30 protein-coding genes and 1 pseudogene are annotated in these 25,050 nt (G+C 58.5%); 27 read left to right on the top strand and 4 right to left on the bottom strand.

Features of this window, described 5'->3' with window-relative positions; genetic code table 11:
* Nucleotides 1–175: 175 nt before the first annotated feature.
* The 8 genes and pseudogenes from BLO50_RS14420 to BLO50_RS22350 all read left to right on the top strand — a co-directional run bounded on the left by BLO50_RS14420 (nt 176) and on the right by BLO50_RS22350 (nt 6,428).
* Nucleotides 176–1,462, top strand: a complete 1,287-nt coding sequence (locus BLO50_RS14420) for a nitrous oxide reductase family maturation protein NosD (RefSeq protein WP_420875472.1) — start codon at nt 176–178, stop codon at nt 1,460–1,462.
* Nucleotides 1,459–2,385 carry an ABC transporter ATP-binding protein gene (locus BLO50_RS14415; RefSeq protein ID WP_090253983.1) on the top strand — a complete coding sequence of 309 codons (927 nt, stop codon included), beginning with the start codon at nt 1,459–1,461 and terminating at the stop codon, nt 2,383–2,385. The genes BLO50_RS14420 and BLO50_RS14415 overlap by 4 nt, the downstream gene beginning before the upstream one ends.
* Nucleotides 2,382–3,212, top strand: a complete 831-nt coding sequence (locus BLO50_RS14410) for an ABC transporter permease (RefSeq protein WP_090253981.1) — start codon at nt 2,382–2,384, stop codon at nt 3,210–3,212. The genes BLO50_RS14415 and BLO50_RS14410 overlap by 4 nt, the downstream gene beginning before the upstream one ends.
* A gap of 107 nt (nt 3,213–3,319) precedes the next feature.
* Nucleotides 3,320–3,859: a nitrous oxide reductase accessory protein NosL gene (locus tag BLO50_RS14405; RefSeq protein ID WP_090253979.1), complete on the top strand. Its 540-nt coding sequence runs from the start codon at nt 3,320–3,322 to the stop codon at nt 3,857–3,859.
* Nucleotides 3,860–3,892: 33 nt separating this feature from the next.
* The gene (tatA, locus tag BLO50_RS14400) at nt 3,893–4,072 is read left to right on the top strand and encodes a twin-arginine translocase TatA/TatE family subunit (RefSeq protein WP_090253977.1); all 180 of its coding nucleotides are present in this window, start codon (nt 3,893–3,895) and stop codon (nt 4,070–4,072) included.
* Between the two features lie 314 nt (nt 4,073–4,386).
* Nucleotides 4,387–5,130: an SDR family NAD(P)-dependent oxidoreductase gene (locus BLO50_RS14395; RefSeq protein ID WP_090253975.1), complete on the top strand. Its 744-nt coding sequence runs from the start codon at nt 4,387–4,389 to the stop codon at nt 5,128–5,130.
* Between the two features lie 572 nt (nt 5,131–5,702).
* Nucleotides 5,703–5,960: pseudogene (locus tag BLO50_RS22355) on the top strand (methyl-accepting chemotaxis protein); the annotation flags it as partial.
* Nucleotides 5,961–6,008: 48 nt separating this feature from the next.
* Nucleotides 6,009–6,428 carry a CZB domain-containing protein gene (locus BLO50_RS22350; RefSeq protein ID WP_414628383.1) on the top strand — a complete coding sequence of 140 codons (420 nt, stop codon included), beginning with the start codon at nt 6,009–6,011 and terminating at the stop codon, nt 6,426–6,428.
* A gap of 214 nt (nt 6,429–6,642) precedes the next feature.
* Here the strand turns inward: BLO50_RS22350 and BLO50_RS14385 are convergent, their stop codons facing one another.
* Complete coding sequence (locus tag BLO50_RS14385; RefSeq protein ID WP_090253972.1) at nt 6,643–6,957, bottom strand: c-type cytochrome; 315 nt, start codon at nt 6,955–6,957, stop codon at nt 6,643–6,645.
* Between the two features lie 405 nt (nt 6,958–7,362).
* Between BLO50_RS14385 and BLO50_RS14380 the strand changes: the two genes are divergently transcribed.
* From BLO50_RS14380 to BLO50_RS14340, 9 genes are all read left to right on the top strand, one after another.
* Nucleotides 7,363–8,142, top strand: a complete 780-nt coding sequence (locus BLO50_RS14380) for a CbbQ/NirQ/NorQ/GpvN family protein (protein WP_167354469.1) — start codon at nt 7,363–7,365, stop codon at nt 8,140–8,142.
* Nucleotides 8,126–8,725: a cytochrome c oxidase subunit 3 gene (locus BLO50_RS14375; RefSeq protein WP_090253970.1), complete on the top strand. Its 600-nt coding sequence runs from the start codon at nt 8,126–8,128 to the stop codon at nt 8,723–8,725. The genes BLO50_RS14380 and BLO50_RS14375 overlap by 17 nt, the downstream gene beginning before the upstream one ends.
* 14 nt (nt 8,726–8,739) lie before the next feature.
* The gene (locus BLO50_RS14370; protein ID WP_090253968.1) at nt 8,740–8,997 is read left to right on the top strand and encodes a cytochrome C oxidase subunit IV family protein; all 258 of its coding nucleotides are present in this window, start codon (nt 8,740–8,742) and stop codon (nt 8,995–8,997) included.
* Nucleotides 8,998–9,264: 267 nt separating this feature from the next.
* Nucleotides 9,265–9,705, top strand: coding sequence for a c-type cytochrome (locus BLO50_RS14365; protein ID WP_090253967.1), 441 nt, complete (start codon nt 9,265–9,267; stop codon nt 9,703–9,705).
* Between the two features lie 3 nt (nt 9,706–9,708).
* Complete coding sequence (locus BLO50_RS14360) at nt 9,709–11,139, top strand: cbb3-type cytochrome c oxidase subunit I (RefSeq protein ID WP_090253964.1); 1,431 nt, start codon at nt 9,709–9,711, stop codon at nt 11,137–11,139.
* Nucleotides 11,140–11,247: 108 nt separating this feature from the next.
* Nucleotides 11,248–13,089 (top strand): nitric oxide reductase activation protein NorD, encoded by a 1,842-nt coding sequence (locus BLO50_RS14355; protein WP_090253963.1) that lies wholly within the window; start codon nt 11,248–11,250, stop codon nt 13,087–13,089.
* Nucleotides 13,090–13,188: 99 nt separating this feature from the next.
* A complete protein-coding gene (mobA, locus tag BLO50_RS14350; protein WP_090254134.1) occupies nt 13,189–13,806 on the top strand; it encodes a molybdenum cofactor guanylyltransferase MobA in 618 nt (205 codons plus the stop codon).
* The gene (locus tag BLO50_RS14345) at nt 13,793–14,980 is read left to right on the top strand and encodes an NnrS family protein (RefSeq protein WP_090253961.1); all 1,188 of its coding nucleotides are present in this window, start codon (nt 13,793–13,795) and stop codon (nt 14,978–14,980) included. Before mobA ends, BLO50_RS14345 begins: the two co-directional genes overlap by 14 nt.
* 11 nt (nt 14,981–14,991) lie before the next feature.
* Complete coding sequence (locus BLO50_RS14340) at nt 14,992–15,432, top strand: CopD family copper resistance protein (RefSeq protein ID WP_090253959.1); 441 nt, start codon at nt 14,992–14,994, stop codon at nt 15,430–15,432.
* A 95-nt stretch (nt 15,433–15,527) separates the two neighbouring features.
* Here the strand turns inward: BLO50_RS14340 and BLO50_RS14335 are convergent, their stop codons facing one another.
* Nucleotides 15,528–15,875, bottom strand: coding sequence for a hypothetical protein (locus BLO50_RS14335; protein ID WP_090253957.1), 348 nt, complete (start codon nt 15,873–15,875; stop codon nt 15,528–15,530).
* Between the two features lie 191 nt (nt 15,876–16,066).
* Nucleotides 16,067–16,750: an iron-sulfur cluster repair protein YtfE gene (gene ytfE / locus BLO50_RS14330; protein ID WP_090253955.1), complete on the bottom strand. Its 684-nt coding sequence runs from the start codon at nt 16,748–16,750 to the stop codon at nt 16,067–16,069.
* A 137-nt stretch (nt 16,751–16,887) separates the two neighbouring features.
* Between ytfE and norR the strand changes: the two genes are divergently transcribed.
* The 5 genes from norR to moaE all read left to right on the top strand — a co-directional run bounded on the left by norR (nt 16,888) and on the right by moaE (nt 20,343).
* Nucleotides 16,888–18,417, top strand: a complete 1,530-nt coding sequence (gene norR / locus BLO50_RS14325) for a nitric oxide reductase transcriptional regulator NorR (RefSeq protein WP_090253954.1) — start codon at nt 16,888–16,890, stop codon at nt 18,415–18,417.
* A 16-nt stretch (nt 18,418–18,433) separates the two neighbouring features.
* Nucleotides 18,434–18,901, top strand: a complete 468-nt coding sequence (moaC, locus tag BLO50_RS14320; protein ID WP_090253952.1) for a cyclic pyranopterin monophosphate synthase MoaC — start codon at nt 18,434–18,436, stop codon at nt 18,899–18,901.
* Nucleotides 18,902–18,967: 66 nt separating this feature from the next.
* Nucleotides 18,968–19,615 (top strand): pyridoxamine 5'-phosphate oxidase, encoded by a 648-nt coding sequence (pdxH, locus tag BLO50_RS14315; protein WP_090253951.1) that lies wholly within the window; start codon nt 18,968–18,970, stop codon nt 19,613–19,615.
* A 19-nt stretch (nt 19,616–19,634) separates the two neighbouring features.
* On the top strand, nt 19,635–19,883 hold the full coding sequence (gene moaD / locus BLO50_RS14310; protein WP_090253949.1) for a molybdopterin converting factor subunit 1: 249 nt from the start codon (nt 19,635–19,637) through the stop codon (nt 19,881–19,883).
* Nucleotide 19,884: 1 nt separating this feature from the next.
* The gene (gene moaE, locus BLO50_RS14305; protein WP_090253947.1) at nt 19,885–20,343 is read left to right on the top strand and encodes a molybdopterin synthase catalytic subunit MoaE; all 459 of its coding nucleotides are present in this window, start codon (nt 19,885–19,887) and stop codon (nt 20,341–20,343) included.
* Between the two features lie 7 nt (nt 20,344–20,350).
* Here moaE and BLO50_RS14300 read toward each other — a convergent pair whose 3' ends face one another.
* Nucleotides 20,351–20,569 (bottom strand): DUF3079 domain-containing protein, encoded by a 219-nt coding sequence (locus BLO50_RS14300; protein WP_090253945.1) that lies wholly within the window; start codon nt 20,567–20,569, stop codon nt 20,351–20,353.
* A 173-nt stretch (nt 20,570–20,742) separates the two neighbouring features.
* Here BLO50_RS14300 and moaB point away from each other — a divergent pair, with 173 nt between their 5' ends.
* The 5 genes from moaB to ubiT all read left to right on the top strand — a co-directional run bounded on the left by moaB (nt 20,743) and on the right by ubiT (nt 24,999).
* Nucleotides 20,743–21,297, top strand: coding sequence for a molybdenum cofactor biosynthesis protein B (gene moaB, locus BLO50_RS14295; protein WP_090253943.1), 555 nt, complete (start codon nt 20,743–20,745; stop codon nt 21,295–21,297).
* A complete protein-coding gene (locus BLO50_RS14290; RefSeq protein WP_090253941.1) occupies nt 21,294–22,532 on the top strand; it encodes a molybdopterin molybdotransferase MoeA in 1,239 nt (412 codons plus the stop codon). Before moaB ends, BLO50_RS14290 begins: the two co-directional genes overlap by 4 nt.
* A gap of 79 nt (nt 22,533–22,611) precedes the next feature.
* A complete protein-coding gene (ubiU, locus tag BLO50_RS14285; RefSeq protein ID WP_090253939.1) occupies nt 22,612–23,607 on the top strand; it encodes a ubiquinone anaerobic biosynthesis protein UbiU in 996 nt (331 codons plus the stop codon).
* A gap of 7 nt (nt 23,608–23,614) precedes the next feature.
* Complete coding sequence (locus BLO50_RS14280; RefSeq protein ID WP_090253938.1) at nt 23,615–24,505, top strand: U32 family peptidase; 891 nt, start codon at nt 23,615–23,617, stop codon at nt 24,503–24,505.
* Entirely contained in the window at nt 24,499–24,999 is a 501-nt protein-coding gene (gene ubiT / locus BLO50_RS14275; RefSeq protein ID WP_090253936.1) for a ubiquinone anaerobic biosynthesis accessory factor UbiT, read from the top strand. The genes BLO50_RS14280 and ubiT overlap by 7 nt, the downstream gene beginning before the upstream one ends.
* The last annotated feature ends 51 nt before the right edge of the window (nt 25,000–25,050 follow it).

Below are 25,050 nucleotides of genomic sequence, written 5' to 3'. Positions count from 1 at the left end.
CCTCCTTACCCTCTCCTCAGAGGAGCGAGGGGACCGATCTAGGTAACCCCTTAGCCCGGATGGAGTCCGGGAAGGCCAAAGCCCTCGGATTGCATCCGGGCTAAGGCCCCCATTTAGTTCGCGAGCCCTATGCGGTTCGCGAATCAAGGTAAGCGCAGTGCTCAGACCTCAGGCAATCTTTTCGCTTTACGCCGCTGCGCTGTCGCTGCTTATTCTCTGCGGCGCAGCCCAGGCGGCACCGCAACCCATCACCGTTTTGCCGCTGCAGGCCGAGGGTGGCCAGCGCTGGCGGTTACCCGCTGGCGAGTATCAGGGATCGTTCAGTATCGATCAGTCGATGCATATTCTTTGCGAGCCTGGTGCCGTGCTACAGGGCCAGGGGAAGGGCAACGGCCTGATCATCAGCGCGCCCGAGGTGACCGTCGAAGGCTGCACGCTGCTCGACTGGGGCCGCGATATGACTGCCATGAACGCCGCCATATTTATCCAGCCCAAGGCCAGCGGCGCACTGATCAAAAACAACCGCATGCAGGGCCCGGGCTTTGGCATCTGGGTCGATGGCACGTCGGACGTCAGCCTGATCGGCAACAGCATCCAGGGCGATGCCAGCATCCGTTCGCAGGATCGCGGCAATGGTATTCACCTGTACGGGGTGCGCGGTGCCAAGGTTATCGGTAACCAGGTGCGCGATACCCGTGACGGCATCTATATCGACACCTCCAACGGTAACCTCCTCGAAGGCAACACCCTGGAGGACCTGCGTTACGGGGTGCATTACATGTTTTCCAACGACAACCAGGTGCTCGGCAACACCACCCGCCGCACCCGTACCGGCTATGCCCTGATGCAGAGTCGCAAGCTGACGGTGACCGGCAATCGCTCAGAGCAGGACGAGAACTACGGCATTCTGATGAACTACATCACCTATTCGACTATCCGTGACAACTTCGTCAGCGATGTGCGCAGCGGCTCGACCAGCGACAGCATGATCTCCGGCGCCGAAGGTAAGGCGCTATTTATCTACAACTCGCTGTTCAACAGCATCGAGCACAACCACTTCGAACGCAGCGCCCTTGGCATTCACCTGACCGCGGGCTCCGAGGATAACCGTATCGCCGGTAACGCCTTCGTCGACAACCAGCAACAGGTCAAATATGTCGCGGTGCGTACCCAGGAATGGTCGGTGGATGGGCGCGGCAATTACTGGAGCGATTACCTCGGCTGGGACCGCAACGATGACGGTCTGGGCGATGTCGCCTACGAACCCAACGACAACGTCGACCGCCTGCTGTGGCTCTACCCACAGGTGCGTCTGCTGATGAATAGCCCAAGCATCGAACTGCTGCGCTGGGTACAACGCACTTTTCCGGTGATGAAATCCCCGGGCGTGCAGGACAGCCATCCACTGATGCAATTGCCCACGGTCGATCTGCTGAAAAACCGCCAGGAGCCAACGCCATGAATGCCGTCGAAATCAAAGGCGTCAGCCAGCAGTACGGCAGCATGACTGTGCTGCACGATCTGACCCTGAGCCTAGGTGAGGGCGAAGTGCTGGGCCTGTTCGGCCATAACGGTGCGGGTAAAACCACCACCATGAAGTTGATTCTCGGCCTGCTGCAGGCCAGCAGCGGCACGGTGCAGGTGCTTGGGCGCAACCCGAAGGATTCGCTGGTGCGCCAGCAACTCGGTTATTTGCCGGAGAACGTGACCTTCTATGCGCAACTCAGCGGCCGCGAAACCCTGCGGCACTTCGCCCGACTTAAGGGCGCGCCACTAAGCCAGGTGGACGAGTTGCTGGAACAGGTCGGCCTGGCTCCGGCCATGGAGCGTCGGGTCAAGACCTACTCCAAGGGCATGCGCCAGCGTCTCGGTCTGGCCCAGGCGTTGCTTGGCGCGCCGCGTCTACTGCTACTCGACGAACCCACGGTCGGCCTCGATCCCATCGCCACCCAGGATCTCTACCAACTGGTCGATCGTCTGCGTCAGCAGGGCACCAGCATCATTCTCTGCTCCCATGTGTTGCCGGGGGTCGAGGCGCATATCAATCGCGCAGCGATTCTCTCCCATGGTCGTTTGCAAGCGGTCGGCAGCCTGGCCAGCTTGCGCGAAGACGCCGGCTTGCCGGCGCTGATCCGCGCCAGTGGGCTGAAACAGAGTGCACAGTTGTTGCAACGCTGGCGTGCTGGCGGGCACCAAGCCCGCTCGGTCGGCATTGATGGCATCGAAGTGGTGGCGATCAATGGCCATAAGCTTGATTTGCTGCGCGAACTGCTCGGCGAAGGCGGTGCTCAGGACATCGATATCCACCAGCCGTCGTTGGAAGATCTGTACCGCCATTACATGGATCAGGCCCAGAGCACACAGGCCCGGGAAGGTGCGGTATGAGCCAGGTCTGGAATATCGCCCGCAAGGAACTAAGCGACGGCCTGCGCAATCGCTGGTTACTCGCCATCAGCCTGCTGTTCGCGGTGCTGGCGGTGGGCATTGCCTGGCTTGGCGCGGCGGCGTCCGGGCAACTGGGCTTTACTTCGATCCCGGCGACCATCGCCAGCTTGGCCAGCCTGGCGACCTTTCTGGTGCCGCTGATCGCGTTGCTGCTTGCCTACGACGCCATCGTCGGCGAGGACGAGGGCGGCACCCTGATGCTGTTGCTGACCTATCCCCTAGGTCGCGGCCAGTTACTGCTGGGCAAATTCGTCGGCCATGGTCTGATCTTGGCTCTGGCCACCCTGATCGGCTTCGGCTGTGCGGCCCTGGCCATCGCCGTGTTGGTCGAGGATATCGAACTGGGTCTGCTGGCCTGGGCGTTCGGCCGCTTTATGTTGTCCTCGACCTTGCTCGGTTGGGTGTTTCTGGCCATGGCCTATGTGCTGAGCAGCAAGGTCAGTGAAAAATCCAGCGCCGCCGGGCTGGCCCTGGGGCTGTGGTTCCTCTTCGTACTCGTGTTCGATCTCGCGCTGCTGGCGTTGCTGGTACTGAGCGAGGGTAAGTTCAACCCCGATTTGCTGCCCTGGCTATTGCTGCTCAACCCGGCCGATGTCTACCGACTGATCAACCTGTCCGGCTTCGAAGGCAATGGTAATGCCTTGGGTGTAATGGCCCTGGGTGGTGATCTACCCGTAGACGGCCAGTTGCTGTGGGTGTGCCTGTTGATGTGGGTTGGCGTGCCGTTGACTCTGGCTCATTGGGTCTTTCTGCGTCGACCGACGTGACTTTTTACGTGCATCGTAATTACGCATGGATTGCTATGGGCGCTGCATCGCGCCTGATGGGGGCGATATGTAGTTGCGAGTCTTGTTACAGATATGGAGAAAGAAAAATGAGAAATGCGTTCTTAGATACGTCTCGAACCCTGCTGGTTTTGCTGTTCGGTCTGTTTCTGGCGGCCTGTGGGGAGCCGGTAGAACAAAAACAGAATCTGGGGCCGGTGGCATTCCACAGCTCGGATGAATGCCATGTGTGCGGCATGATCATCACCGACTTTCCGGGCCCCAAGGGCGAGGCGGTGGATGGCGCTTCGGTTAAGAAGTTTTGCTCTGCTGCCGAAATGCTTGGTTGGTGGTTGCAACCGGAGAACCGTATTGGTGCAGCCAGGCTGTATGTACACGATATGGGGCGAGGCGAATGGCTCAAGCCGGACGACAGCCACTTGATTGATGCCACCAAGGCTTTTTACGTGGTCGACCTAGGCGATAGTGGGTTGAAAGGTGCTATGGGCGCGGTTATCGCCTCGTTTGGTGATCAACAAGCAGCGAAGAAGCTGGCCGCAATTCACGGCGCTCGCGTATTGCGCTTCGGCGAGATGAACCAGGACGTGCTCCAACAAGCTGCGGGAATGCAGCATATGAGTCCGCATTGAGCACGTTCCACTATTCAAAAAGAGAAAATCACCATGGGTATAAGCATTTGGCAACTCCTGATCGTTCTGCTGATTGTGATCATGCTTTTCGGCAGTAAGCGCTTACGTAATTTGGGCTCTGATATTGGCGGTGCAATCACTGGCTTTCGCAAATCGATGAGTGGTGATGATCCGCTGCAGTCGCCTGAATCGAACAAACAGCCATTGCAGTAGCCTGGTTAGGTATATGGCTGCGTACACCGACCACCTGCGAATTCCGGATGCACTCTAGTCCATCATCGACTGTCGGGAATTCGTTTTGCCTGGAGGATTGCGTTGCTTAAAAGGCCGTTATGACTGTGGACGGTCCTAGCACATCCACGAACAAAACCGAGTCAGACCCTTTGCGCACCTCTAAAGCACAAAGCTGATTGCGGTCAAGTCGCTAAAGCCCGTGCTACCTGTAAAAAGACTGTAACGGCGGTTGATGCCTTGCCGTACGGATGGGCGGCCTTGTCGTTCGGTCTTGCCAAGTATCGGAGTAGCTGATGAGAACCGAGTTTCAGGATCGTCTGGCTGTTGTAACAGGGGCCAGTTCAGGTATTGGTTTTGCTTTATGTGCTGCCTTGCTGCAATACGGCACCAGAGTGGTGGCAATGTCGCGCAGTCTTGGAGCGCTACAGAGCCTGCAGGCGAGCTATCCCGGTCTCCTGTTCTGGCAGGCGGGGGATGTCACTTCGATTAAGGATTTGACGAGCCTAGGGCAACGCGCAGCAGAACTAGGGCAAGTAGATTATTTGGTGCCCAATGCAGGTGTCGCCGAGTTGGCCGAGAGCTTCGACCTGGCAGCATTCGATAGACAGTGGGCGGTCAATGGCGCAGGGGCATTGAATACCTTGGCTGCGCTGCGCCATACGCTGGCAGCCCAAAGTTCGGTGGTGTTCATCAGTAGTTTTTTAACCCGTTCTACCTTTCCCGGCTTAGCAGCCTACATTGCCAGCAAGGCGGCACTCAGCGCTCAGGCGCGGACCCTTGCGGTTGAGTTTGCACCTATCGGTGTGCGTATCAATTTAGTCTCTCCTGGTCCCACGGCAACTGCACTCTGGGGCAGTTTGGGGCTTAACGACGAGCAATTGGGCGCGGTCGCGGACAGCGTCACTCAGCGCTTGCTGCCAGGACACTTTCTCGATGCTGCGGCGGTCGCCAGCGTGATCCTGTTCCAGTTATCGGCCGGCGCGCGCGGCGTCTATGGCCAGGACTGGGTGGTCGACAACGGGTATACATTGGGTTGAGCGGCTGGGAAAAAACGCTCACCTACTACGGCTGCCGGCAAATGTGCTCAGCGGTGTTGCAGTCCGTGAAAGCGATGCCATTGAACTCACCAAACTCCTCTGCTTTTCCTCTGGCGCGCCTTGCTGCGAATGCTTGAAGACGGCCTTGAGGTGGCGCTTGAAATTTTTACAACTCCGAGGCGAATGAGGTGGATATGTGGTTCAAATGGAAAAAAACCGCCCTCGGTTTGATTGAACAGCAGCGGCGCGCGCAGGCAGAACAGGCATCGCAGGTAGAGCGGATCGAGGCACTCAAGCAGGCGCTGGCGCAGGAGCAGGCGGCCAATGTGCAGAGCCAGCGACAGCTCGACTACTACCGCGGTGTGTCCGGCCATCTGATCCGCTTCAGCACCTCGGTAGCCCAGCTCGGCGATTCGTTCGAGTACCTTGCCGGACAATTGTCAGAAAATCAGACCCGAGCCGAGCAAGTGGCCAGCGCAGCCTTGAGCAACCAGAGGGATTTCAGCGAGCTGCAGGGCAAGGCCGCAGACATGGAACGTGGCTTGAGCGAGGCCTCGAGCAAGGTCGACACCTTGGCTGAACGTTCGCAGGAGATCAACGGCATAGTCGACTTGATCAGTGGCATCGCCAGCCAAACCAATCTACTGGCACTGAACGCGGCCATCGAAGCAGCCCGTGCTGGTGAGGCCGGCCGCGGCTTTGCGGTGGTCGCCGGGGAAGTGCGTCAACTTGCGGAAAAGACGGCTCTGGCTACTGGCGACATTGGGCGCAAGATCGCTGAGGTGCAGGCGGAAATCAGTAACGTTCATCATTACATTCAGACGCAGGGCTCTCTCGCCAAAGGCTTCAGCAACACTACCGAGCAGGCGGTGAGCGCGATGCAATCCCTTCGCCTGCTGGCCAGTAGCATGCGCCAGGGCATTGAGGCTTCAGCCTTTCGCGCCGGCATCGAGCTGGCCAACCTGGATGAGCTGTCACTCAAGGTCGTGGTCTACAACCAGGTGCTCGGTAGCAGTCGGGACGCGGCACCGCTACCGAGCGAGCGCGAATGCCGCTTCGGCCGCTGGTACTACGGCGAGGGCAACCGCGATCTGCAGAAGCTCGACTGTTTCGGACAAATCGAACGGCCACATACTGCTGTGCATGCGCAAGGTCAGGCGGCCCTCGATGCCTACCAACAGCTGGAACTGGAGGCCTCGCTCGAGCATCTCGGACGGATGGAGGAGGCTAATCTCGAGGTTATGCGCATCGTCGAGGCCGTGGTGGCGCAATTCGAGACAGGGCGTTCGCTGGCTTGAGTGCTACCGCTAGGCGGTCGCTATGACGTTGGCAACCGCAAGGCGCGGCAGGGGGAATGCGAAGCTTTGCTCAGGACCCGTCGCGCAACAAAGCATAGAGGTGTCAGCCCGCTGATGATTGCTGAATTGGTTTGCCGGCAAGCTGGCGGCGGCAGTAGGGTTCAATCGAAGAAGGAAGATGCAGGACACCAGCAACCTGGCGTCCTGCGGTGGATCATTTGAGGCTCAGTACCCACTCGGCGAGGATCTTCGCTTCTTCATCGGTGACCGGGTTAGCCGGCATCGGCATCGGGCCCCAGTTGCCCTGGGTGCCGTTCTTAATGCGTCCGGCCAGCAATTCGACGGCACCTTCGGTTCCTGCGTATTTCGCTGCGACTTCTTTCAGCGCCGGGCCAACCATTTTCATGTCGATGTTGTGGCAGGCAGCACAGGGCTTGCTCTTGAACAGCGCTTCGGCGTCAGTGGCGAAGGCAGGCTGCACACTCAGCGCAGCCCCCAGAACGAGCAAGGGGAGCAGAATTTTCTTCATGGTGATTATTTCCTCAAGGCTATTGAAGAGCAGGGTATGAGCCCTGCCAATTTCGCTGCAGTTACTGTTGAGCGTCTTCTTCTGGGTGCTGCCTGAGCCTCTCTGCGTGAGCACGGATCTCTACGGTTATAGGTATGGACCCATGCTGATCGTAAAGGGTTCGGATACGAGGGCTGACAGTAGTCATTGCCTGGTTGAGAGGTGATTCGGCTATATCCGACCACTTCATTCAACGCTAGGGGCAGCATACTCAGGCCGATTGCCGATGGGCTTGACCAGAATCAAGAGTTGCCCGCGCGCGGCTTGAGGGCCGAAGTAGGTCGCAGGTAGCGTGCAGGCATGATTAATCACCGCGGTGAGGTACTGACTGTGAATGCGCCTGTGAAACTCGTCGAAACGGCTGCTGTGTTGGATGCGCCGTTCTACCAACCCCTGGGTAATGAGCAGGTGCTGTTCGAACAGGCCTGGCAGCACGGCATGCCGGTACTGATCAAGGGCCCGACCGGTTGCGGCAAGACCCGCTTCGTGCAGTACATGGCGCACCGCCTGAACCTACCGCTTTATACCGTTGCCTGCCATGACGACCTAAGCGCCGCCGATTTGGTAGGGCGCCACTTGATTGGTGCGCAGGGCACTTGGTGGCAGGACGGGCCGCTTACTCGTGCCGTGCGCGAGGGCGGCATCTGCTACCTGGACGAGGTGGTCGAGGCGCGCCAGGACACCGCTGTGGTGCTGCACCCGCTGGCCGACGATCGCCGCGAGCTGTATCTGGAGCGCACCGGCGAGGTATTGCGCGCGCCGCCGGGGTTTATGCTGGTGGTGTCCTACAACCCTGGCTACCAAAACCTGCTTAAGGGTATGAAACCTAGCACTCGCCAGCGCTTCGTTGCCCTGCGTTTCGGCTATCCGCCGGTTGCCGAGGAAGAACGCATCGTCGCCAATGAAGCGCGGGTCGGGCCCGAGCTGGCCGCGCAGGTGGTCAAGCTCGGGCAGGCTCTGCGCCGGCTGGAGCAGCATGATCTGGAGGAGGTGGCCTCGACCCGCCTGCTGATTTTTACCGCACGTATGATCGGCTCCGGCATGAGCCCGCGCGAGGCCTGCCTGGCCTGTCTGGCCGAGCCGCTGTCGGACGATCCGCAGACCGTCGCCGCGCTGATGGACGTGGTCGATGTCCACTTCGCTTGAACTGACCCTGCGTCCAGACGCTAGCCCTACGCGCCATCTGCCGGGTGACCTGGCGATGTGGTTCTTTATCCTTGCCGAGCTGACGGTTTTTGCCTTGCTGCTCCTCACCTTCGCGGTGGCCCAAGCATTACAGCCGCAGTTGTTCCATGACGGCCGGCAGTTTCTTGACAGCTCCACCGGCCTGGCCTTGACCCTGAGCCTGCTGACCTCCGGACTGTTCGCCGCGCTGGCCCAGGAGCAAGTGCGCCAGGCTCAGGCACGGCGGGGGGCCTGGTTGCTGCTGGCGGCGTTGCTGTCGGCCAGCGTCTATGTGTGGTTGAAGCTCGGCGAGTACAGCCATCTGGCTAATAGCGGCCTAGGCATGGAGCACAACACCTTCTTTACCCTGTACTGGATTCTCACCGGTTTTCACTTCGTCCATGTACTGCTCGGTTTGGTGATCCTCAGCTGGCTAGCCGAGCGTTGCCGACAGGGTGCTTATGGGCCGGGCAATTGCAGCGCACTGGAATCCGGCGTGCTCTATTGGCATATGGTCGATCTAGTTTGGGTGCTGTTGTTTCCGCTGGTCTATGTGCTCAATTGACCGAGGAGGTCGCCATGTCCGCTTCGACTACCCTGATCGCCTGCTGGCTGGGCCTGGCCGTACTGTCGTTTGCCAGCGTACAGCTGGGCAGTGCCGGGGCGACCCTGCTGATGGTCTGCGCGGTATTACTCGCAGCCCTGGGCAAGGCCTGGCTGATTGCAGACGGTTTTATGGAGTTGCGTCATGCGCCGCCAATGTGGCGCTGGTTGATACTGAGTTGGCCGGTGGTGATGGCCGCGGGTGTGTTGCTGGCCTTAAGTGTCTCTTTGTAGCCTGGATTGCATCTGGGCTACGTCTCACTGGGGGGGGTATGGCGTGAGCGCATAGCCATGCAGCTCATCGCGTCCACGGACCACTTCTACCCTCATAGCACATAGTGCCCTGAATGCACGGCTGCCTTGTCCTGCTAGATATCAATCCCTCCTCCTCAACCCCGTCGTTATACCTGAGCATAACCATCGGATTTTCTTGATTGCCATCAAGCGGGTTTCGTTAGCAGGCTTTCTAGAATGGTCACGTCAAGCAAAGAGGAAGCGACCATGTCAGAGACCTTCACCAAGAGCATGGCCAGGAATATTTACTTTGGAGGGAGCGTGTTCTTCTTCCTGGTATTTCTGGCCCTGACCTATCACACAGAGCAGACCTTTCCAGAACGCAGCAACGAGTCAGAGATGAACGAGTCGGTGGTGCGCGGCAAAGCGGTCTGGGAAAACAACAACTGCATCGGCTGCCACAGCCTGCTGGGCGAGGGTGCCTACTTCGCGCCCGAACTGGGCAATGTGTTCACCCGGCGTGGCGAGGATGCGGCCTTCAAGCCGTTTCTGCATGCCTGGATGAAGGCGCAACCCCTGGGCATTCCGGGCCGCCGAGCGATGCCGCAATTCAACCTTAGCGAGCAAGAAGTGGACGATATGGCGGAGTTCCTTAAGTGGACTTCGAAGATCGATACCAACGACTGGCCGCCAAACAAGGAGGGCTGAGAGATGACCATCATGAACCCGCATCTCAAATTCCAATCGCAAGCAGTGGCCAAGCCGTACTTTGTGTTCGCCCTGATGCTATTCCTCGGGCAGATACTATTCGGTCTGATCATGGGTCTGCAGTATGTGGTCGGCGACTTCCTGTTCCCATTGATCCCCTTCAATGTGGCGCGGATGGTCCATACCAACCTGCTGATCGTATGGCTGCTATTCGGCTTTATGGGCGCTGCCTACTACCTGATTCCCGAGGAGGCGGACCGCGAGCTACACAGCCCGATGCTGGCGATGATCCTATTCTGGGTGTTCGCTGCCGCCGGTGTGCTGACCATTCTCGGCTACCTGTTCGTGCCTTATGCGGGCCTGGCCAAAATGACCGGCAACGATCTATTGCCGACCATGGGCCGTGAGTTCCTCGAGCAACCGACCATCACTAAAATCGGCATCGTGGTGGTAGCCCTGGGCTTCCTCTACAACATCGGCATGACCCTGCTCAAAGGTCGAAAAACCACTGTCAGCATGGTCATGATGACCGGACTGATCGGTTTGGCTGTGTTCTTCCTGTTCGCTTTCTATAACCCGGAAAACCTGGCGCGCGACAAGTACTACTGGTGGTTCGTGGTGCACCTGTGGGTGGAAGGGGTGTGGGAGTTGATCATGGGTGCGATGCTCGCCTTCGTGTTGATAAAGGTCACTGGTGTGGACCGTGAAGTGGTCGAGAAATGGCTGTACGTGATCATCGCCATGGCTCTGATCACCGGTATCCTCGGTACCGGTCACCACTTCTTCTGGATAGGTGCGCCCGAGGTCTGGCTGTGGGTCGGCTCGATCTTCTCTGCGATGGAGCCGATACCTTTCTTCGCCATGGTGTTGTTCGCTTTCACCATGGTCGGTAATCGGCGTCGGCAACACCCGAATCGTGCTGCCACCCTGTGGGCAAAGGGCACTACCGTGACAGCGTTCCTCGGCGCGGGCGTGTGGGGCTTCCTGCATACTTTGGCACCGGTGAACTATTACACCCACGGCTCGCAACTTACCGCAGCCCATGGTCACCTGGCGTTCTACGGGGCCTACGCGATGATCGTGATGACCATGATCAGCTACGCCATGCCACGTTTGCGCGGCCTTGGTGAGGCACCGGACGCGCGGGCGCAAACTGTCGAAATTTGGGGATTCTGGCTGATGACCCTGTCGATGGTGGCGATCACCCTGTTCCTTACCGCTGCAGGCGTGGTGCAGATTCAGTTGCAACGTTGGCCCACGGATGGCACCGCGCTGTCGTTTATGAACACCGTGGATCAGATGGCCGTGTTCTTCTGGTTGCGTCTGGCTGCCGGAGTGGTCTTTTTGATCGGTTTGCTCTGCTACCTGTTCAGCTTCAAGCAGCGCGGCCGTGCCACAGCCCGTGACGAAGCTGCGCTAGCCGTTTCGACTTGAGCGATGTGGCAGGTCGCTAGATAGATCTCGGCCCGGCTGGTACAGCGGGCCGTTTTTGCATTTGGCTGCGGGCCTTTGGCACGGAGCACAGCGAGCAAGGTGAACCAGATGGCTTTTACCATCGAAGTGGAAGAGTGGGTAGGCAGCGTTTGGCACCGCTTTATTACCCGGCGTGCCAGCCCTGACTTTCCCGAGGCGCGGGTTGAATTAGCCAGTATGCAACGGCCTTTGGCATTGCTATTTCGAGCCATGGGTGGCGCCAGCGGAGTCGGCGTGGCAGCCGCCAGCGCGCGCGACCTGCTGTTGCGGCGCAACCTGTTGCAGCAGGTGGCAGGTACCTGCAAGCAAATGTCTGTGGCCTGGTGTGATGCCAATAATCTTCGCCTGCCACCTAGTCTGGCAGTCTACCCTGAGGTCGCGCTGAATCAGGATCTCTATCGCTGGCTGGCGCTGCTGGCCGCGCAAGCGGGGGAGATGCGCCACTGGGCGCGGGACAACCAGCGCTGGACCCTGCAACTGCTGGAAACCTACCCGGCCATGCGCCCGCGCTACCAGCGGTTGGTCGAAGCCCACCTTCAATTGCGCCCGGATCCCGTTTCGTTGGCCAAGGATGAGGCCGAGCTGGAGATTGCACTTTGTCAGGCCCTGCGCGAACCGGGCAGTGTCGAGCATTTTCCCCGTAGCGAACTGGCCCCCTGGCCGTTGCCGCTGTGGCTGTACCCGGCGCAAAACCTCGGCGAACCCCAGGCCTGTGAACTGGGCGAAGAAAGCGAGGGCAACCTGCTGACCCCTCCGGGTGAAAGCCAGGGTGGTCCCAAGCGTGCCAAGCGGGTCGAGGAAAGTACCAGCAAGGGAGGCCTGCTGATCTTCCGCCTGGAGAACCTGTTCAGTTGGTCCGAGCATGTCGAACTGGATCGCTGTACGGACGACAGCGAAGACCTGGACGCTGCCCGTGTCGCCGAGGATCTCGACGAATTGGCCTTGTCCAAGCAACGCCTGCGCAAGGGAGGCGGGCTCAAGTTGCACCTCGACCTGCCGCCTGCGGATGTCGACGACATTCCCTTGGGCGAGGGCATCAAACTGCCGGAGTGGGACTATCGCAAGCAGAGCCTGTGCGAAAACTTCGTCAACCTGCAGATGATGGTGCCGCGCGGCAGCGAGCCGCAGCCGCTGCCTTTGCGTCTGGCACCGCTAGCCAAGCGCTTGCGTCGTCAGTTCGAGCACCTGCGCAACGATCGCCAGTGGCTGCGTCAGCAGCCCCAGGGCTCGGAGCTGGATATGCAGGCCTGGCTGGATTTTCATGTCGAGCGTCAGCATGGTCAGTGCGTCGAACGAGGTTTGTTTATGGAGCAGCGGCAAACTCGGCGCGACCTGGCCTGCCTGCTGCTGGCGGACGTTTCTATGTCCACCGACGCTCACCTGGACGACCAGCGCCGGGTGGTCGAGGTGATCAGCGACAGTCTGTTGCTGTTCGGTGAAACCCTGTCGACTCTGGGTGACAATTTCGCCCTCTATGGCTTCTCATCCTTGCGCCGTCAGCAGGTGCGCATGCTCGAACTAAAATCCTTTAAGCAGCGCTATGACGACAACACCCGTGGACGCATTCAGGCGCTCAAACCCGGCTATTACACCCGTATGGGCGCGGCCATACGCGAGGCCACTGTGCTGCTCGGTGCGTGCAGGCAGCGGCGCAAACTGCTGCTGTTGGTGACCGATGGCAAACCCAACGATCTGGATCTCTACGAAGGTCGTTATGGCGTCGAGGACACCCGCGAAGCGGTGCTGGAGGCGCGGCGTCAGGGCTTATTGCCGTTCTGCATCACCATCGACCAAAAAGCCGAGGACTATCTGCCCTATATGTTCGGTGCCAATGGCTACACGTTGATCCGCCAACCCGAGCAACTCCCTTTGCGCCTGCCGCAGCTGTATCGGCAGTTGACACAAAGCTGAGAGTTATCGGCCGCGTTGCAGTCGTTAGAAGTTGACCTTTATCAAGCGTCGTTATGCGGAGTGAGCGCATGATGCATGCTATTAGATGAGGTGTGGGGCATGCAGGTGAGCTTTTCAGGGCTGGTGCTCAGTGGAGGTCGGGGCAGCCGTATGGGTGGAGTCGACAAGGGCCTGGTGAACTGGCATGGCACGTCTATGGCCGAACAGGTTTGTCGACGGCTTGAGCCGTTGGTGTGTGAAGTGCTGGTGTCGTGCAACCGTAACCAGGCGCGTTACGCCGCATTTGCTACGCGTGTTCTGGGCGATACACAGCAAGATTACCCTGGCCCCTTGATGGGAATCTTGCAGGGACTGAGGGCGCTGCGTGGTTCGCATCTGCTCGTAGTGCCTTGCGATTTGCCGGCAATCAGCACGGCCTTGCTAGTGGGTCTGCAGTCTTTATCTCGAGCGCATCCTGAACGGCCCGTGGTGGTACGCCAGGGAGCGTTTTTGCAGCCCTTGGTGTGTGTGTTGCCGGGTACTCTAGGCAAGGTAGTGGAGGCTGCCTGGGCGGCAGGCGAGCGCAGCCCTGCTCATTTATGGCAGCAGTTGCAAGCCGTTGAGCTGCCTTGTACCGAAGATGATCCACAGCTGACCAATGTAAATACTCCGGTAGTGTTGGCTGCAGCTCTTGAACCCGTCAGACACAATAATCGGAGCACCTATGCAGGTTACTGATAAGCGCCGGGCCATGGCCATTACGCCTTTGTTACGTTTGGGCTTTCGGCCATTCTTTTTGTTTGGTGTGGTATTGGCTGCTCTGGTTATTCCACTCTGGGTGGTTGCCTGGCTTGGTGGTGCGTCTTTCCCCGCGCCGCAGGCGGGTTGGTTGGCCTGGCACCGGCATGAACTGGTGTTCGGTTTTGCCGGGGCCATTATTAGTGGCTTTCTACTAACGGCCGTGCAGACCTGGACCGGCCAGGCAAGTATTTCGGGCAGGCCGTTGGGGCTGTTGGCCGTGCTCTGGCTGTTGGGGCGGTTGAGCTGGTGGCTGCCCTCGGCTGAGGTGCTGCTGGCGCTGAATGTGCTGTTTTTGCTAGCCGTAGCGGCGGTCATGGCGCGCCTGTTATGGGCCGTTCGGCAACAGCGCAATTACCCGATCGTTGCGGTATTGCTGTTGTTGACGGCTGCCGACACCCTAACCCTGCTCGGCGTGCTGCAGCACAACGATGCCTGGCAGCATCAGGGCAGTCTGGCGGCGGTATGGCTTGTGGTGGCGATGATGACACTGATCGGCGGCCGAGTGATTCCGTTCTTCACTCAGCGAGGGTTGCTGCGTACAACAGCCGTGCAACCCTGGCCGTGGCTGGACTGGTCGTTGCTGTTGGGCAGCGTAGTGGCGGGTGTGCTTGCCGGTCTTGGTTGGTTTTCAATGCCGTCTGTAATGGCCGGTGTGTTGCTGATGTTGCTGGGCATTGGTCATGCTGTGCGCTTGTACCGCTGGTTTGATCGCGGTCTGTTGGGCGTGCCGCTGTTGTGGTCATTGCATCTGGCGTATACCTGGCTAGTGATTGGCTGTGTGGCCTTGGCATTGTGGCATTGGGGCGCGCCGATAACGGCCAGCCAGGCACTGCACGCACTGACGGTGGGTTCGGTCGGCGGGCTGATTCTGGCGATGCTGGCGCGGGTTTCGTTGGGCCACACGGGGCGTCCTCTGACATTACCCAAAGGCTTTGCCGTAGCGTTTGTGCTGCTTAACCTGGCCGCGCTGGCGCGTGTCGTTGGGGTGTCGTTTGCCTACCAGCCGGCTTTGTGGATGGCGGCGTTGTGCTGGAGCCTGGCTTTTGCGCAGTACCTTTACTGCTACGGACCCATGCTGTGTCGCACCCGGGTTGATGGTCATCCGGGTTAAGGAGAAAGTGTCTGATGTATCTACTGCTTAAATTCGTGCACCTATGCGCTGCGGCGTTCTTTATTGGTGGCGTATTTTTTGAGGTGATGATCCTCAGTCGCGTTGCGCGTGAATTGCCGTCTGAGCCTCGGGAGCAATTATCCAAGGCCCTTGGGCAACGTGCGCGTGGAGTGATGCATTGGGTGATCATGGCGTTGTACGGCGCCGGGCTGGCTTTGGCCTGGAACTACCGCGCGGCGCTCGCAGAGCCTTTTGCCAGCAATTTTTCCACCATGCTCACCCTGAAAATATGCTTGGCATTGAGCATCCTTGGGCATTTTTTAGCGGTGGTTTGGCTGATGCGCACTGGACGTATGAATCCAGCGCGCTCACGTTTGATTCACTTGAGCGTGCTTACGCAAATGATCCTGATCATTTTTCTGGCCAAAGCAATGACCATCCTTACTTGGTGACTATCAGGTAGGCGTATCACGTCCGCCAGAATGTACAAGGCCCGCAGTCAGCGGGCCTTGGTGTTAGTGTGATGTAAAAATCCACGAGCCGTTGCTTAAAACAACGCGGGAAACGGCTTGGTGACTGCGTTCAAATGGCTGAGAAACAGGAACCCTGAAACCAGTACCGCGTTGATTGACCAGGCCACTGTGAGAAAGCGGGCAATCTGACCATATATAGGTTCACCGACATTATCGGCATTGCGCCAAACGACATTCAAAACCCAAGCGGTGTAAGCGACAAATACCAGTAACAATACCCCAAACTGCGGGGTGGCCACTTGGTTGAAGGCCAGCATGATTGAGCCAAACAGCACATGGCTGATGGCCACGCCATAAAGCCAGAAGGCTATCCACAGTGGTGTGTCTCCGGGTGCATTCAAGGCTTCTTGAAGCTTGTTCATCTCACTTACCTCTCAAGGTTGCGGATTGTCTTTGTAAATCGACGTCGCACCGTTATGAACGTGATTTGTCTGTTATTTACACCTCTTCATTACAGCCTAGCGCGTATTGTGAGATTTCCCAGACGCGCTGATGGATACTTAAAAACGTTCCAGCCAAACCACACGATCGTTCAGCTGGAAAGGTTGCCTATTTAGCGATTTAGACCTTCCTCGTCGAGTGCTCGTTGGAACAGCAGGTTGTTTTCCAGGTGAATGTGCTGCATCAGGTCAACGCGCAGTTCATGGAGGCCGCGATACAGCGCACGCCAGGTGTTACAGGCTTCGCTGGGTGGTTGCATGTTGTCAGTCAGTATGACGATGCTCTCCAGGGCGTCACCGTGTTGATTGTGTTCATAGCGCATAACCGCAATAGGCCCGCCGACTAATGGGTGGTCGCCCTGTTTGATCATGGGGAAAAGAATCTGCTCTTCTTTTTGCATATGGCTTTCCAATTCCTGCTGCATGCTCAGCAGCAAATCAGTCAAGCCGCGCGGACAATGTTCCCGAGCACCGTGCACTTGTTCGACCCTTGCGGCCAGACGGATTAGCTCTGGTAACTGCTGCCGATGTGCTGCGTGGTAGCGCTCTAGTAAGTGCTCAATCAGTTGCGCATTGGAAGCCTCATGCCAGTCGTGTTGGTGAGGCTCGTCCGGGCTTAGGGCCAGCAGCTGATCTTCTACCTGCAGTGCATCGATGCCGTTTTCCAGCGCGGCCTGACGCAGAGTTTTCTGTCCTCCGCAGCAAAAGTCGAGATGGAAGGTGTGAAAAACCCGTGTGGCTCCGGGGATTCGGCTGGCTAGGCTGCCGAGGGTATGGTCGAGCAATTGAGCAGTCATGAAGCACTCCTTATCAGGTTGAATACTGAGTGTGCTATCGCAACTCTCATGCCGAGTTCAGGCTTGATGCAAATCAAAGGTTTGCAGGTATTAGAGGTTTAATCTACTAGGCATCTTCAAGGTGCCCGGTACCTGAAATGGTAAATTTGACCCCGCTGCAGAGTGGCCTGTTGGCCGATCTGGCCAGTGAATTACCGCCGGCCATTCGCATGCAGCGTTTGGTCGCTTGCCTGCGTGCAGAGTTCGCCTGCAGTGCCGTAGTGCTAATGCGTTTGGACGGAGAAAGCCTGCGCCCGCAGGCGGCGGTGGGGTTGGCCCATGAGGTGCTTGGGCGCAGCTTTAGCCTTGCGCGCCACCCTCGTCTGGCGCAGATACTGGCGCAGCGCGAACCCTTACAATTCGAAGCGGACAGCGATCTTCCAGACCCTTTTGACGGTTTGTTCGCAGACAACCCCGATGAACCCCTGCCGGTGCATGATTGCATGGGTATGAGCCTTTATTTGGAAGGCAGTTTGTGGGGCGCGGTGACATTTGATGCGCTCAAGCCCGGGCACTTCAATAGCCATGCCCGCCAGCGTTTGCAGAGTTACATCTGGCTGCTTGAAACTAGTTTGCGCGTCAGTCGGTTGGAAGGTGAAGTGCGTAGTTTGCGTCTGGCCCGGGGGGAGCATGTGGACGATAGCGGCGACACCCAGTCGATGATTCTGGGTAGCAGCGCGGTGCTGCGCGAACTGCTCGATGAGTTGGGTGTAGTAGCTGACTCCGACCTGCCCGTGCTGCTACAAGGTGAAACCGGTGTGGGCAAAGAGCTATTTGCCCGTTGGCTACACGCGCATTCGCCCCGTGCGCGCAAACCGCTGGTGTATGTGAACTGCGCTGCGTTGCCGGAAACCCTAGCTGAAAGTGAATTGTTTGGACATACCCGCGGCGCCTTCTCTGGCGCGGGGCAAGATCGTCCCGGCCGCTTTGAGGCCGCAAATGGCGGCACTTTGTTTCTCGATGAAATTGGCGAGCTGCCCCTGTCTATTCAGGCCAAGTTGTTGAGAGCGTTGCAAAACGGTGAGATCCAGCGTTTAGGTGCTGACCAGCCGCGGCATGTCGATGTGCGGGTTATTGCGGCTACCAATCGACGGTTGTGGGAGGAGGTGCGTGAAGGGCGTTTCCGTCCCGACCTCTATCACCGTCTTTCAGTATACCCGGTGCATATTCCGCCGCTGCGTGAGCGCGGCCGTGATGTGTTGGAGCTTGCGGGACACTTTCTGGAACTCAACCGTGCCCGGCTTGGTCTGCGCTGTTTGCGTCTGTCCGGCGATGCAGAGCGCGTACTGCTGAACTACGAATGGCCCGGAAATGTGCGTGAGCTGGAGCATGTGATCAGTCGGGCAGCGCTCAAGGTACTCAGCCAGGCGCAATCACGCACCGCGCTGCTGAGCATCGAAGTGCCCTGGCTGGGGCTGGACAACGCCCCTGTCAGTGGGCAAAAACAGGTGCCCGTCCAGCTGTCCAGTTGCGTCGAAGCAATGCACACAGCGATGGGGCATTTCCAGCGCGAGCTGATCAGCGCCACTTTGACGCGCTGTCAGGGTAAGTGGGCTGCGGCTGCCCGTGATTTGCAGATGGACCCGAGCAACCTGCGCAAACTGGCGCGTCGTCTCAATCTGATCTGACCCATGAGGAACCACAATGCTGACTCACCTTGATGCCCAGGGCCGCGCCAATATGGTCGACGTCTCCGACAAGCAACCGACCACCCGTGACGCCTTGGCTGAAGCCCGTGTGCGCATGCTACCGACCACCTTGCAGATGATCGTCGCCGGCGGTCACCCCAAAGGCGATGTATTTGCCGTGGCGCGGATTGCCGGCATCCAGGCGGCCAAGAAAACCGCAGACCTGATCCCTTTATGCCATTCGCTAATGCTGAGCAGTGTCAACGTCGAGTTACAGGCTGAGGGCGATGACTGTGTACGCATTAGGGCGCGCTGCAAATTGACCGGACAGACCGGGGTGGAAATGGAGGCATTGGCCGCCGCCAGCATCGCCGCGCTGACCATTTATGACATGTGCAAAGCAGTGGATCGGGGCATGCAAATAGAGTCTGTGCGTCTGCTTGAAAAAAGTGGCGGCGCCTCCGGAGATTTTTCTGCACCTTGAGTTTCATCAAGACGCGCATGTGGCGAACTGTTGATATGGGCACACCGTCAATCTGGAGCCATTGTCATGAGTGAGTACTTGCAAAATATGCGGCGCAATTACCAGTGTGATGCTCTTTTAGAGAGTCAATTAGGTGACGAGCCAGTCAGTCTTTTGCAGGCTTGGTTACTCCAGGCCATTGAGTATGAGGTGGCTCCTGTGGAGGCCAATGCGATGTTCTTAGCCAGCGTTGACGGCTATGGCCGGCCACATGGTCGAGTGGTTCTACTTAAAGCACTGGAGGCCGAGGGGCTGATCTTTTACAGCCACTATGGCAGTGCCAAAGGTGTAGATTTCGTGCTGAACCCATATGCCGCCGCGACCTTTCATTGGCCAGGACTAGAGCGTCAAGTGCGTGTAGAGGGGGTGATTGAAAGAGTCACCGCCGATGAATCGGACCGTTATTTTCACAGCCGGCCATTGCTCAGCCGTTTAGCGTGTATTGCCAGTCCGCAGAGTCAGCCTGTTGCCAGTCGTGATGAGCTGGAATCACGGATGGATCAGGTTCAGCAGCAGCACGTGCAAAGCGTCCCCGCCCGTCCTCAGGACTGGGGTGGTTATCGCCTATCGATGCAGCGGATCGAGTTCTGGCAAGGTCGCCCTGATCGCCTACATGATCGTATCAATTATCTAAAGCAAGATTCGGGCTGGAGCCGCGAACGCCTGGCTCCCTAACAATTTAAGGAAGTCACTCATGCTCACCATTCATTACTTTGCTCGTTACCGCGAACAATTAGGTTTAGAACACGAACAGCTGGCCTGGCAACCCGCGCTGACGACCATTGGTGCGCTGCGCGAACTGTTGGTTGTGCGAGGCGGTTGTTGGGTCGAGCTGGCTGCTAATAACTTGATGTGCGCGCGCAATCAAGAGCTGTGTAATCTCAATGAATCGTTGAGTGACGGCGACGACGTGGCCTTCTTTCCGCCTGTGACCGGAGGTTGAAATGAGTATTGTGGTGCGCGGCGAACTGTTCGACGGTGGTGAGCTGCTCAATGCCATGCACGGTCGTCATCAAGGTGTCGGGGCAGTGGTCAGCTTTGTCGGTTATGTGCGTGATTACAACGAAGCGCATGCTGTGCATGGGCTGTTTCTAGAACACTACCCGGGCATGACAGAAAAAGCCCTCGCAGCAATCGAGACTGAGGCCCGCGCACGCTGGCCCTTGTTTACGGTGGAAATTGTGCACCGTGTTGGGCTGTTATTGCCCAGCGCACCAATCGTGTTTGTTGGGGTCAGCAGCGCGCATCGGCAAGCGGCGTTCGAGGCCTGTGCTTTTATCATGGACTACCTGAAAACCCGCGCCCCGTTTTGGAAGAAAGAGCACAACGGCATTACGCAGCAATGGGTTGAGGCGCGTGCCAGCGATCAGCACGCCGCGCAGCGTTGGAGTGGTGAAACCTAATGGCGGATTAAGGTGTTTTCTGATCACGCTTAGGCTTTGCGCTGTCGTCCGGTGGTTCAATGCCCCACTCGCCACCCAGCTGCCAGTCATCCCCGAACATTTCCATGGGGTGCATGGTGCGCTCTGAGCCGTTACCGCAAGCCAAATCATCTTTCGCGCAGTAGCGGTCGCAGCCCCAGCAGATGCGTTCCGGATGTTTGGGTTGCAGGGGGAATATTTTGCTCACAGGGCAGTCCCTCTAGGCCAGTATATGCACTCAGGTTAGGCCCCTGCCGGGGTTGAGCCTTGATCTCGATCAAGTCTGCACAGATTGCCCATGGGGCATACCTCCAACGGGGAATGGGCGTGCTTGTGCGGACGGTGCAGGCTGCGCGCAAGAAACTCTTGGAGGTTTGCATCATGGCCCATTTATCCAGCGACGTATTTCACTCATTGCGTATTGCAGTGCTCACCGTCAGCGATACTCGCACCTTGGCTACCGACACATCGGGCCTAACTTTAATCGAAGGCCTGGAATCGGCGGGTCATGCCCTGTTCGAGCGCGCCATTGTGCCGGATGACATCTGGCAGATCCGTGCGCGCCTTTGCACCTGGATTGCCGACCCATTGGTGCAAGCGGTGTTGATCACTGGCGGTACTGGTTTCACTGCGCGCGACAACACCCCGCAGGCGGTGATGCCTTTGCTAGATAAATCGGTGGACGGTTTTGGCGAGTTGTTCCGTCAGGTATCGCTTGCGGAAATCGGTACCTCCACTGTGCAGTCTCGCGCGCTGGCAGGTATCAGCAATGGCACGTTGGTGTGCTGCGTACCGGGATCGCCGGGCGCATGTCGCACCGCTTGGAACAAGATTCTGCTGGAGCAACTGGATAGCCGTACGAGGCCGTGCAATTTTGTCCCGCACCTCAAACAGCTACCGCAACAACCGGTCAGCGCTTGCGGTAGTCGGTCATGAGTGCCTGCGGTTGTGATGCGCATGGCCAAAGCTTACGTCCAGTTGATCAGGCCATCGCCGAGCTACTGACCCGTGTGCCTACCGCGCTGCCTAGAGAGCGCGTCGCGCTGAGTGAGGCCGCCGGCAGGGTGCTCGCCGAGGATGTGCGAGCGCCTTGGCCAATGCCCGCGTGGGACAACAGCGCCATGGATGGTTATGCACTACGTGCTGCAGATGTGCCTGCTCAAGGTGCCTGGCTACCCCTGGCCGGGCGCATTGCGGCGGGCGACAGCGCCTTGTATGCGCTACCTGCTGGGCATGCGGTGCGTATTTTCACCGGTGCACCGCTGCCGCCCGGCGCCGACAGTGTGGTGGCGCAGGAGCAGGCCGAAGAGGAGGGCGTTACTGTGCGTGTGCCCGCGACCGAGTTGGGCAGCCATGTACGCCGTTGCGGCGAGGAATTTGCCGTAGACAGCTGCGTGCTGAAGGTAGGGCAGCGTTTGCGCCCGCAAGAGTTGGGGCTACTGGCTAGCCTGGGCGTTGCCGAGGTATTGGTGTATCGGCGCCTGCGCGTGTGCTTATTGAGCAGTGGCAATGAGTTGCGCGAACCGGGCGAAGCGCTCCAGGCCGGACAAATCTACAATGCCAACCGCTACAGCATCGCAGCCATTTTGCGTGGTCTGGGCTGTGATGTGGATGACAGTGTGCTGTTGATCGACGAGCTGGATGTCAGCTGCGCGGCGTTGCGTTTGGCTGCTGCGCAGTGTGATGTGTTGATCAGCACCGGTGGGGTGTCGGTGGGCGAGGAGGATCACCTCAAGCAGGCTGTCAGTGAATTGGGCGAGTTGCAGCTGTGGCGGTTGGCGATCCAGCCGGGCAAGCCGCTGGCGTTCGGCCATATCTGCGGCACACCCTGGATTGGCTTGCCGGGCAACCCGGCTGCGGCGCTGATTACCGCCCTGGTGGTGGCACGGCCTTTTCTGCTGCGCGCTCAAGGTTGTCGCGAGGTTATGCCGCAGCCGCTGCGTATTGCGGCCGGTTTCACTTGGAGCAAGGCCAATAGCCGCCGGCAGTACTTGCGTGCGCGTTTGCAGCTGTCCGCGGGGCAACTGTGCGCGGTGCCGCATGCCAAGCAAGGTTCGGCAATGCTCACCGCCGCATGCTGGGCTGATGGCCTGGCGATTGTCGAGTGTCAGCGCACTTTGGTGGAGGGTGAGCTAATTGACTTTCTGCTCTTTGACAGTCTGTTGCACTGAACCGACTTGACCAGCGTCAAGGGGCAATCCTGGCGAGCACCCTAGAGTGTCGTCACGCTTTTAGACAGAGGGTTTCAGCATGCATCTGGTATGTCCGGCGGGCAGTTTGCCCGCCCTCAAGGCGGCCTTGCAGCAAGGTGCGGACGCTATTTATGTAGGTTTTCGTGATGACACCAATGCCCGCCATTTTGCCGGCCTTAACTTCGATGACAAGCAGCTGGATAACGGCCTGCAATTGATTCGTCAGCGTGGCAAGCAGCTTTATGTGGCGGTCAATACCTATGCTCAGCCGCAAGGTTGGACGCGTTGGCAGCGGGCTGTCGATCAAGCCGCTGATTTGGGTGTGGATGCACTGATTGCTGCCGATCCAGGTGTGCTGGCATACGCCAGCCGGCGTTATCCTGATCTCAATTTGCACTTGTCCGTGCAGGGATCAGCCACAAATGTTGCCGCGCTGACGTTCTACCAAAAGCGTTACAACATCCGCCGTGCGGTATTACCGCGTGTGCTGTCGTTGGCGCAGGTGGGCCAAGTGGCGGAAAAAAGCACGGTGCCGCTGGAGGTTTTCGCCTTCGGCAGCCTGTGCATTATGGCCGAGGGGCGTTGCCATTTGTCGTCCTACGTCACGGGTGAATCGCCCAACTTATGCGGCGTGTGTTCGCCGGCTAAAGCGGTGCGTTGGCAAGAGGATACCGATGGGCTTAGCTCGCGCCTCGGAGGTGTGCTGATTGATCGTTACAGCCCTGGGGAGCCGGCGGGTTACCCAACCCTGTGCAAGGGACGCTTTATGGTCAACGGCCAGCGTTTCCACGCCTTGGAAGAACCGACCAGTCTGAATACCCTGGACCTAATTCCGCAACTGGCGCAAATCGGCATTGCCGCTGTGAAAATTGAAGGCCGCCAGCGCAGCCCTGCGTATGTCGAACAAGTCACTCGCGTATGGCGCGCTGCACTGGATGCTCACGCCAAGGCTCCTGCGCATTTCAGTGTGTTACCGCAATGGCGCAGTGCGCTCGATACGTTGTCGGAAGGCAGCCAAAGCACTCTGGGTGCCTACCATCGTTCCTGGCAGTGAGGCGGTTATGAAATTGAGTCTGGGCCCTGTTTTGTTTTACTGGAGCCGCGAAAAGCTTCTGGATTTTTACGCAGAGATGACGAGCCAGCCGCTCGATATCATCTATTTGGGCGAAACAGTGTGCTCCAAGCGCCGCGCCCTGTCGCTGGACGACTGGCTCGGGTTGGCCCGCGAGCTGCGCGAGTGCACCAAGGCCGAACTGGTGATCTCCGGTTTGGCGTTGATCGAGGCTGCCTCCGAGCTGTCCAGCCTCAAGCGTTTGTGCCACAACGGTGAGCTTTTGGTGGAAGCCAACGACATGGGCGCCGTACAGCTGTTGCATGAGCAGGGCCTGCCTTTTGTCGCTGGTCCTGCGCTCAATTTGTACAACGCTCCGGCCTTGGCCGAGTTGCAAGACTGTGGCTTGCAACGCTGGGTGCCGCCGGTGGAGTGTTCGGCGGCGCTGCTGCATGATTGTCTAAAGCAGCTCGATGCGCTGGGACGGCCACGTCCTGAGGTGGAACTGTTTGCCTACGGTCATCTGCCCTTGGCGTATTCGGCACGCTGCTTCACCGCCCGTGCGGAGAATCGGCCAAAGGACGACTGTCAGTTTTGCTGCATCAGCTACCCCGAAGGTATTCCGTTGCTAAGCCAGGAGGGTGAAGCGCTATTTACCCTCAACGGTATTCAAACGCTTTCGGCGAGAGTGAATAACCTGCTGGCCGACTATCCGGCGTTGCAGCGTAGCGGCATTGATTGTTTGCGTTTGAGCCCGCGTGCTGAAGACATGGCGCAGGTGGTAGCGGATTACCATGCGGTGCGTCTAGGAGGCCTACCGCCGTTGCTGGCGCAAGGCTGCAATGGTTACTGGCATGGCCGTCCGGGCATGCTCAATGCGGAGGAGGCTGGCCTGTGTTAAGTGTTCAGCAATGGGCGCTGCGTAGCGCCGATCCTTTTTTAGGCCTGGCTAAGCATGTGCCATTTACCCTGCAACGCTGGGTGCTGGAAGCGGCTGTAGCCCGCCTTTTTTCCGCTTCTGTGAATGAGGGCGCGTTCGATTTACTGCAGGGCCGCTGGCTTCGTTTAGAAGTCAGTGATCTGCAGTTGGGGTGGTGCATCACCCGAAACCGTGAAGGCTTGCGCATGGCCGCGCGGGCCCCTGTTGATGTATGCATCCGCGGTAATTGGCGTGAGTTCGTGTTGCTTGCCAGTCGTCAGGAAGACCCAGATACCTTGTTCTTCCGGCGACGTCTGGTTATCGAGGGTGATACTGAATTGGGCTTGGCAATGAAAAATCTAATCGACAGTCTCGACCCCGATCAACTGCCTCCGCGCTTGTGGCGCTCGTTATGCCGGGTAGGGGAAGTGCTGCGCGATGATCTGGCGCAGCAGGCAACTGCCAAGGCAAGTTAGCTCTTCAGTACGTGACCGGTGTTAAGGCTGTAGCGCAGCAGATAACCCTGA

The organism is Pseudomonas peli (assembly GCF_900099645.1).
Taxonomy (GTDB): Bacteria; Pseudomonadota; Gammaproteobacteria; order Pseudomonadales; family Pseudomonadaceae; genus Aquipseudomonas; species Aquipseudomonas peli.
Note: the sequence above shows the minus strand (reverse complement) of the source record. Positions and strands in the feature narration are given on the sequence as shown.

Bases quoted from the DNA above. Each gene is read 5' to 3' on its own strand.
- BLO50_RS14345 (WP_090253961.1), top strand. From the start codon at position 13,793: ATGCAGGTTACTGATAAGCGCCGGGCCATGGCCATTACGCCTTTGTTA.
- BLO50_RS14415 (WP_090253983.1), top strand. From the start codon at position 1,459: ATGAATGCCGTCGAAATCAAAGGCGTCAGCCAGCAGTACGGCAGCATG.
- norR (WP_090253954.1), top strand. From the start codon at position 16,888: ATGGTAAATTTGACCCCGCTGCAGAGTGGCCTGTTGGCCGATCTGGCC.
- BLO50_RS14365 (WP_090253967.1), top strand. From the start codon at position 9,265: ATGTCAGAGACCTTCACCAAGAGCATGGCCAGGAATATTTACTTTGGA.
- moaE (WP_090253947.1), top strand. From the start codon at position 19,885: ATGAGTATTGTGGTGCGCGGCGAACTGTTCGACGGTGGTGAGCTGCTC.
- BLO50_RS14355 (WP_090253963.1), top strand. From the start codon at position 11,248: ATGGCTTTTACCATCGAAGTGGAAGAGTGGGTAGGCAGCGTTTGGCAC.
- BLO50_RS14385 (WP_090253972.1), bottom strand. From the start codon at position 6,957: ATGAAGAAAATTCTGCTCCCCTTGCTCGTTCTGGGGGCTGCGCTGAGT.
- moaC (WP_090253952.1), top strand. From the start codon at position 18,434: ATGCTGACTCACCTTGATGCCCAGGGCCGCGCCAATATGGTCGACGTC.
- ytfE (WP_090253955.1), bottom strand. From the start codon at position 16,750: ATGACTGCTCAATTGCTCGACCATACCCTCGGCAGCCTAGCCAGCCGA.
- BLO50_RS14410 (WP_090253981.1), top strand. From the start codon at position 2,382: ATGAGCCAGGTCTGGAATATCGCCCGCAAGGAACTAAGCGACGGCCTG.
- BLO50_RS14360 (WP_090253964.1), top strand. From the start codon at position 9,709: ATGACCATCATGAACCCGCATCTCAAATTCCAATCGCAAGCAGTGGCC.
- BLO50_RS14290 (WP_090253941.1), top strand. From the start codon at position 21,294: ATGAGTGCCTGCGGTTGTGATGCGCATGGCCAAAGCTTACGTCCAGTT.
- moaB (WP_090253943.1), top strand. From the start codon at position 20,743: ATGGCCCATTTATCCAGCGACGTATTTCACTCATTGCGTATTGCAGTG.
- BLO50_RS14335 (WP_090253957.1), bottom strand. From the start codon at position 15,875: ATGAACAAGCTTCAAGAAGCCTTGAATGCACCCGGAGACACACCACTG.
- BLO50_RS22350 (WP_414628383.1), top strand. From the start codon at position 6,009: ATGCAATCCCTTCGCCTGCTGGCCAGTAGCATGCGCCAGGGCATTGAG.
- moaD (WP_090253949.1), top strand. From the start codon at position 19,635: ATGCTCACCATTCATTACTTTGCTCGTTACCGCGAACAATTAGGTTTA.
- BLO50_RS14375 (WP_090253970.1), top strand. From the start codon at position 8,126: ATGTCCACTTCGCTTGAACTGACCCTGCGTCCAGACGCTAGCCCTACG.
- BLO50_RS14405 (WP_090253979.1), top strand. From the start codon at position 3,320: ATGAGAAATGCGTTCTTAGATACGTCTCGAACCCTGCTGGTTTTGCTG.
- ubiU (WP_090253939.1), top strand. From the start codon at position 22,612: ATGCATCTGGTATGTCCGGCGGGCAGTTTGCCCGCCCTCAAGGCGGCC.
- BLO50_RS14395 (WP_090253975.1), top strand. From the start codon at position 4,387: ATGAGAACCGAGTTTCAGGATCGTCTGGCTGTTGTAACAGGGGCCAGT.
- mobA (WP_090254134.1), top strand. From the start codon at position 13,189: ATGCAGGTGAGCTTTTCAGGGCTGGTGCTCAGTGGAGGTCGGGGCAGC.
- pdxH (WP_090253951.1), top strand. From the start codon at position 18,968: ATGAGTGAGTACTTGCAAAATATGCGGCGCAATTACCAGTGTGATGCT.
- BLO50_RS14370 (WP_090253968.1), top strand. From the start codon at position 8,740: ATGTCCGCTTCGACTACCCTGATCGCCTGCTGGCTGGGCCTGGCCGTA.
- BLO50_RS14280 (WP_090253938.1), top strand. From the start codon at position 23,615: ATGAAATTGAGTCTGGGCCCTGTTTTGTTTTACTGGAGCCGCGAAAAG.
- tatA (WP_090253977.1), top strand. From the start codon at position 3,893: ATGGGTATAAGCATTTGGCAACTCCTGATCGTTCTGCTGATTGTGATC.